The organism is Actinosynnema sp. (genome assembly GCF_052038725.1).
The window spans coordinates 1-5,780 of the sequence record NZ_JBQGCX010000087.1 but is presented as its reverse complement, the minus strand read 5'-3'; the positions used below and the strand labels follow the sequence as shown (position 1 = coordinate 5,780).

The 5,780-nt window shown below is 72.9% G+C and carries 6 protein-coding genes; 2 read left to right on the top strand and 4 right to left on the bottom strand.

All coding sequences use genetic code 11. The annotated features are described in order from the left end of the window. Window positions 1–1,708, bottom strand: a 1,708-nt coding sequence (locus ACTUAL_RS01725) for a homocysteine S-methyltransferase family protein (protein ID WP_440899024.1), incomplete at its 3' end; no start/stop codon positions are given. Window positions 1,709–1,758: 50 nt separating this feature from the next. Between ACTUAL_RS01725 and ACTUAL_RS01720 the strand changes: the two genes are divergently transcribed. Both ACTUAL_RS01720 and ACTUAL_RS01715 read left to right on the top strand, forming a co-directional pair. Further along, window positions 1,759–2,655 carry a PAC2 family protein gene (locus tag ACTUAL_RS01720; RefSeq protein ID WP_096492737.1) on the top strand — a complete coding sequence of 299 codons (897 nt, stop codon included), beginning with the start codon at window positions 1,759–1,761 and terminating at the stop codon, window positions 2,653–2,655. A 299-nt stretch (window positions 2,656–2,954) separates the two neighbouring features. Then, on the top strand, window positions 2,955–4,154 hold the full coding sequence (locus ACTUAL_RS01715) for an ATP-binding protein (protein WP_440899023.1): 1,200 nt from the start codon (window positions 2,955–2,957) through the stop codon (window positions 4,152–4,154). Here the strand turns inward: ACTUAL_RS01715 and ACTUAL_RS01710 are convergent. The 3 genes from ACTUAL_RS01710 to ACTUAL_RS01700 form a co-directional block, all read right to left on the bottom strand. Beyond that, on the bottom strand, window positions 4,108–4,512 hold the full coding sequence (locus ACTUAL_RS01710; RefSeq protein WP_096492735.1) for a response regulator: 405 nt from the start codon (window positions 4,510–4,512) through the stop codon (window positions 4,108–4,110). The genes ACTUAL_RS01715 and ACTUAL_RS01710 overlap by 47 nt on opposite strands. Then, on the bottom strand, window positions 4,509–5,201 hold the full coding sequence (locus ACTUAL_RS01705; protein WP_205590432.1) for a response regulator transcription factor: 693 nt from the start codon (window positions 5,199–5,201) through the stop codon (window positions 4,509–4,511). The genes ACTUAL_RS01710 and ACTUAL_RS01705 overlap by 4 nt, the downstream gene beginning before the upstream one ends. Window positions 5,202–5,239: 38 nt before the next feature. After that, window positions 5,240–5,780: signal peptidase I (locus ACTUAL_RS01700; protein WP_440899022.1), on the bottom strand; the 541-nt coding region annotated here is incomplete at its 5' end.

Sequence of the window (5,780 nt, the reverse complement as noted above, 5' to 3'; positions counted from 1 at the left end):
GCACGCACTCGTGCAGGAACACCGAGTTCAGCACCTGGCGGGCGGCCGGGTTGAGGCCGAAGGACACGTTGGACAGCCCGAGCGTGGTGCGCACCTCGGGGTAGCGGCGCTTGAGCTCGCGGATCGCCTCGATGGTCTCCAGCGCGTCGCGGCGGACCTCCTCCTGCCCGGTGGTGATCGGGAAAGTGAGGGTGTCGACGACGATGTCCTCGACGTGCATGCCGTGGTTGGTGGTGAGGTCGACGATGAGCCGGTCGGCGACGCGGACCTTCCAGTCGGCGGTGCGGGCCTGGCCCTCCTCGTCGATGCACAGGCCGACGACGGCCGCGCCGTGCTCGGCGACCAGCCGCATGATGCGCTGGAACCGCGAGTCGGGGCCGTCGCCGTCCTCGTAGTTGACCGAGTTGACCGCGCAGCGCCCGCCCAGGTGCTCGAGACCCGCCTGGAGCACCTCGGGCTCGGTGGAGTCGAGCATGATCGGCAGGGTGGACGCGGTGGCCAGGCGGGAGGCGAGCGCGGACATGTCGGCGACGCCGTCGCGGCCCACGTAGTCGACGTTGAGGTCGATCAGGTGCGCGCCGTCGCGGGTCTGGTCGCGGGCGATGCCCACGCAGTCGTCCCAGCGGTCGGCGAGCATGGCCTCGCGGAAGGCCTTGGAGCCGTTGGCGTTGGTGCGCTCGCCGATCATCAGCACGGACGCGTCCTGCTGGAACGGCACGGCCTGGTAGAGCGAGGACACGCCCGGCTCGGGGCGCGGGCGGCGGGTGGTGGGGCCGAGGTCGCGCACGGCGGCGGCGACCTGGCGGACGTGCTCGGCGGTGGTGCCGCAGCAGCCGCCGACCAGGCGGGCGCCGAACTCGGTGGCGAACCCGCGCAGCGCCTGCGCCAGCTCCTCGGGGCCGAGCGGGTAGACCGCGCCGTTCGGGCCGAGCTGCGGCAGGCCCGCGTTGGGCATGACCGACAGCGGGATGCGGGCGTGCTTGGCGATGTGCCGCAGGTGCTCGCTCATCTCGGCGGGGCCGGTGGCGCAGTTCAGGCCGACCAGGTCGATGCCGAGCGGTTCGAGGGCGGTGAGGGCGGCGCCGATCTCGGAGCCCAGCAGCATGGTGCCGGTGGTCTCGACGGTGACCTGGGCGATGATCGGCACGCGCAGGCCCTCGGCGTCCATGGCGCGCTTGGCGGCGACGATCGCCGCCTTGGTCTGGAGCAGGTCCTGCGAGGTCTCGACGATGATGGCGTCGGAGCCGCCGACCAGCAGGCCCCGGATCTGCTCCACGTAGGAGTCGCGCAGCACCGAGTAGGCGACGTGGCCGAGGGTGGGCAGCTTGGAGCCGGGGCCGACCGAGCCGAGCACGAAGCGCGGGCGGCCCGGCTCGGCGTGCTCGTCGGCGGCCTCGCGGGCGAGCTGGGCGCCGAGGCGGGACAGCTCGAAGATGCGGTCCTGGATGCCGTAGTCGGAGAAGTTGGAGAGGTTCGCGCCGAAGGTGTTCGTCTCGACCGCGTCGGCGCCCGCCTCCAGGTAGCCGCGGTGCACGGCGCGCACCACGTCGGGCCGGGTGGTGTTCAGGATCTCGTTGCAGCCCTCGTGGCCTGCGAAGTCGTCGAGGGACAGGTCGAACGACTGGAGCATGGTGCCCATGGCCCCGTCGGCCACGACCACGCGTTCGGTGAGTGCGTCCAGCAGGGGGGACGAGACACGATCCGACATGGCGCCAGCCTACGACGTCAGGGGCGCCCGAAGGGTCGTAGGCTGGCCCGGTGACCGATCCGGACCAGGCCGCCCAGACCCCCTTCGACCCCGACGAACCCCTCACCAACCCGATCATGGTGGCGGCGTTCGAGGGGTGGAACGACGCTGGAGACGCAGCCAGCACTGCGATCGAGCACCTGCAGCTGACCTGGGAGGCCAAGCCGCTGGCGGAGATCGACCCGGACGAGTACTACGACTTCCAGGTGACACGACCCACAGTCCGCATGGTGGACGGCCTCACCCGGCGGGTCGAGTTCCCGACGACCCGGCTGACCGTGTGCAGACCACCCGGTTCGGCGACGGACGTCGTGCTGGTGCACGGGATAGAGCCCAACATGCGGTGGCGCAAGTTCGCGGCCGAGCTGCTCGGGCACATCGAGCGGCTGGGCGTGACGACCGTGGTCACGCTGGGCGCGCTGCTGATGGACACCCCGCACACCAGGCCGGTCCCGGTGTCGGGCACCGCGTACGACCCGGCCGCCGCCGCGAAGTACGGGCTGGAGCAGACCAAGTACGAGGGTCCGACCGGGATCGTCGGCGTGTTCCAGGACATGTGCGTGCAGGCGGGCATCCCGGCCATCTCGTTCTGGGCCGCGGTGCCGCACTACGTGTCGCAGCCGCCCTCGCCCAAGGCCACGCTCGCCCTGCTGCACCGGGTGGAGGAGGTCCTGGACGTGGAGGTGCCGCTCGGGGCGCTGCCGGAGCAGGCCGAGGAGTGGGAGCGCACGGTCAGCGAGATGGCCGACGAGGACGAGGACGTGCGCAACTACGTGCGGGCGCTGGAGGAGCGCGGCGACGCGGAGATCGAGATCACCGAGGCGAGCGGGGACGCGATCGCGGCGGAGTTCGAGCGGTACCTGCGGCGGCGCGGGCGCGGACCGGGCCGGGGACCCTCGGGGCTGTGAGCTGCGGGGACCCGCGCCCCCGGAGTCCGGTTCGGACGGTCCGGCCGGGTCGCCGCCCCCCTGCACCCCCCTGATCCCGCGCCGGGAGCCCCCGTCGCTGCGCGTTCCCGCACCGCGGGCGCGTCCCGCGGGGCGCGCGCTCCCCGCGCACGGCGCCACCCGGTCGGGGCGTTTTCCCGGTGAGCGGGCCGAGCGGGGCGCTACCGGCGGTGGTCACGCGCCTGCGGTTGCCCCACCCGAGCAGAACTCACCCGTTCGTGGCGGGCAGTCCTCGCGAACGATGACGAATACTCCGTCATGTGAGCGACGAGTCCTGGAACGCCGAGGTCAACCGGGTCGCCGCGCTGAAGGCGCTGCGCCTGCTGGACACACCGCGCGAGGAGCGCTTCGACCGGATCACGCGGCTGGCGCGCGACGTGCTGCACACCCCGGTGGCGGTGGTGACCCTGGTGGACACCGACCGGCAGTGGTTCAAGTCGTGCGCGGGCTTCGACGCGACCGAGACCAGCCGGGGCATCTCGGTGTGCTCGCACGCGATCCAGCAGGACGACGTGTTCGAGGTGCCCGACCTGGCCGACGACCGCAGGTTCGCCGGGTTCCCGGTGGTGACGAAGGCGCACCTGCGGTTCTACGCGGGCCAGCCGATCAGCGCCCCGTCCGGGCACCGGGTGGGCACGCTGTGCGTGCTGGACCGGGAGCCGCGCACGCTGTCCGACCAGGAGCGGCAGCGGCTCAAGGACCTGGCGGCGTGGGTGGAGCTGGAGTGCGCGGTGGTGCAGTCGACGCTGGCCGCGCAGGACGCGGAGCGGGTGAAGCGGGACTTCACCGCGCTGGTGAGCCACGAGCTGCGCACCCCGCTGACGTCGGTGCACGGGTCGCTGGAGCTGCTGGCGTCCGGCCGGTTCGGGGAGATGCAGGCGCAGGCCTCGCGGCTGGTGGAGATCGCCGTGAAGAACACCGACCGGCTGGTGCGGCTGGCCAACGACGTGCTGGACCTGTCGCGCGTGCAGTCCGGGCAGCTGCGGCTGCGGCCCGCGCCGGTGGAGCTGGCGGACGTGGTGGAGAACGCGGTGATCGCCGTGGAGGGCACGGCCGAGCTGTGCCACGTGCCGCTGGTGACGCGCAAGGACCCGGTGACCGTGCGCGGGGACGCGGACCGGCTGGTGCAGGTGGTGACGAACCTGCTGGCGAACGCGGTGAAGGTGTCGCCGCCGGGGCAGCCGGTGGAGGTGGGGTGCTCCGTCACGGGCTCGGTGGCGCGGGTCTCCGTGCGCGACCACGGGATGGGCATCGACCACGACGAGGCGAAGCGGATCTTCGAGCCGTTCGTGCAGCTGGGGGCCAAGAGCGGCGGCGCGGGGCTGGGGCTGGCGATCACGCGGGGCATCGTGGAGGCGCACGGCGGGACGATCTCGGTGGAGTCCGAGGCCGGGATCGGCAGCACCTTCACCGTCACCCTGCCAGTCGGTGGTCCTCTGGTGGACCGCCCGTGGTGGTGACCCAGCCGAGCGCGGACCCGACCTGGTGACCGATGCGCAGCGGGTCGAACGGCTTGGGCAGCACGGCGAGCGCGCCCGCGGCGACCAGCTCGGCGTCGAGCGCGGGCTCGTGGGAGGCGGTGACGAACACGACCGGGGGGCCGTCGAGCGCGACCTGGGCGAGGACGTCCCGCCCGCTCACGCCCGGCATCTCCAGGTCGAGCAGCAGCCCGTCGACCTGCCCCGCCCGGCACCGCTCCAGCGCGTCCGCGCCGGTGCCGGTGCCGTCGACCTGCCAGCCGCTGTCCAGCAGGGACAGCAGGAGCAGCTCGCGCACGTCGGGGTCGTCGTCGACGACGAGCAGCCGCTTGGTGTTCATCGGACCTCCTGGTTGACGCGGTAGCCGACACCGCGGACGGTGGCGATGAAGTCGCGCGGCGCCCCGGCGGCCACGAGCTTGCGGCGCAGGTTCGACACGTGGACGTCCACCGCGTGGTCGTCGGCCAGCCACTCCTCGCCCCAGGCGCGCCTGCGCAGCTGGTCGCGGGTGCGGACCTGTCGGGTGTTCTCGGTGATGGCGGCCAGCAGCTCGAACTCGATCTTCGTGGTGGCCACGTGGTTGCCGTTGACCTCGACGGACCTGGCGTCCAGGTCGACCTCGACCGGGCCGACGACGCGCCTGCTGTCGCGGGCGGCGGGGATGCGGGGGCGGCGCAGCACGGTGTGCACGCGGGCCACCAGCTCCCTGGGGGAGAAGGGCTTGGTGAGGTAGTCGTCCGCGCCCGCGGACAGGCCGACGAGCTTGTCGACCTCGTCCGCGCGGGCGGTCAGCATCAGCACGTAGGCGGTGGAGAACTGGCGCAGCCTGCGACAGACCTCCAGGCCGTCGGGGCCGGGGATGTTGAGGTCGAGCAGCACGACCTCCGGGTCCCACTGGCGGACCAGCTCCAGCGCGGTGTCGCCGTCGCCCGCGCTGCGGACGTCGAACCTCGCGTCGGTCAGGGCCATCTCGATCACGGTGCGGATCTCCTGGGTGTCCTCGACAACCAGGACCTTCGAGGTGCTCACGCCGCACAGTGTGGCCGGGGCGACGAGCGCCTGCCCGTTCACCTGCGGGCCTTGGAGTGCCTGCCGGGAGGGGCGGGCTGGATGAGGGCGCGCTTGAGCGCGAGCAGGAGCGCGAGGCCGACCAGGACGATCACCGCGACGCGCAGCCAGCCCGCCTGGCCGACCGCGAGGGCGGCGCGGCCGACGCCGGGCAGGTCGCCGATGCCGACCGGCACGGTGGCGGACTCGATGCGCAGCGCCTGCGGGTCGGGGTCGGTGTTGTTGTCGCCCTTGGTGCGCACGACGGTCTTGCCCTCCGAGGTGTTCAGCGAAATCACCCGGTGGGCGTACCGCTCGCCCTCCATGTCCGGGCGGGGCAGGACGACGACGTCGCCGACCTTGAGCTGGGAGACCGGGGTGGCGCGGGTGACGAGCAGGTCGCCGGGGTTGAGGACGGGCTTCATCGACGGGGTCAGGACCGGGGCGAAGCCGATCTTGAGGATGACGACGGCGACGGCGGCGGCGACCGCGGCGGTGGCGACGAGGAACAGCAACACGCCGCCGAGGACGCGCAGGGCCTTGCGGCGGCGCCACCCGCGG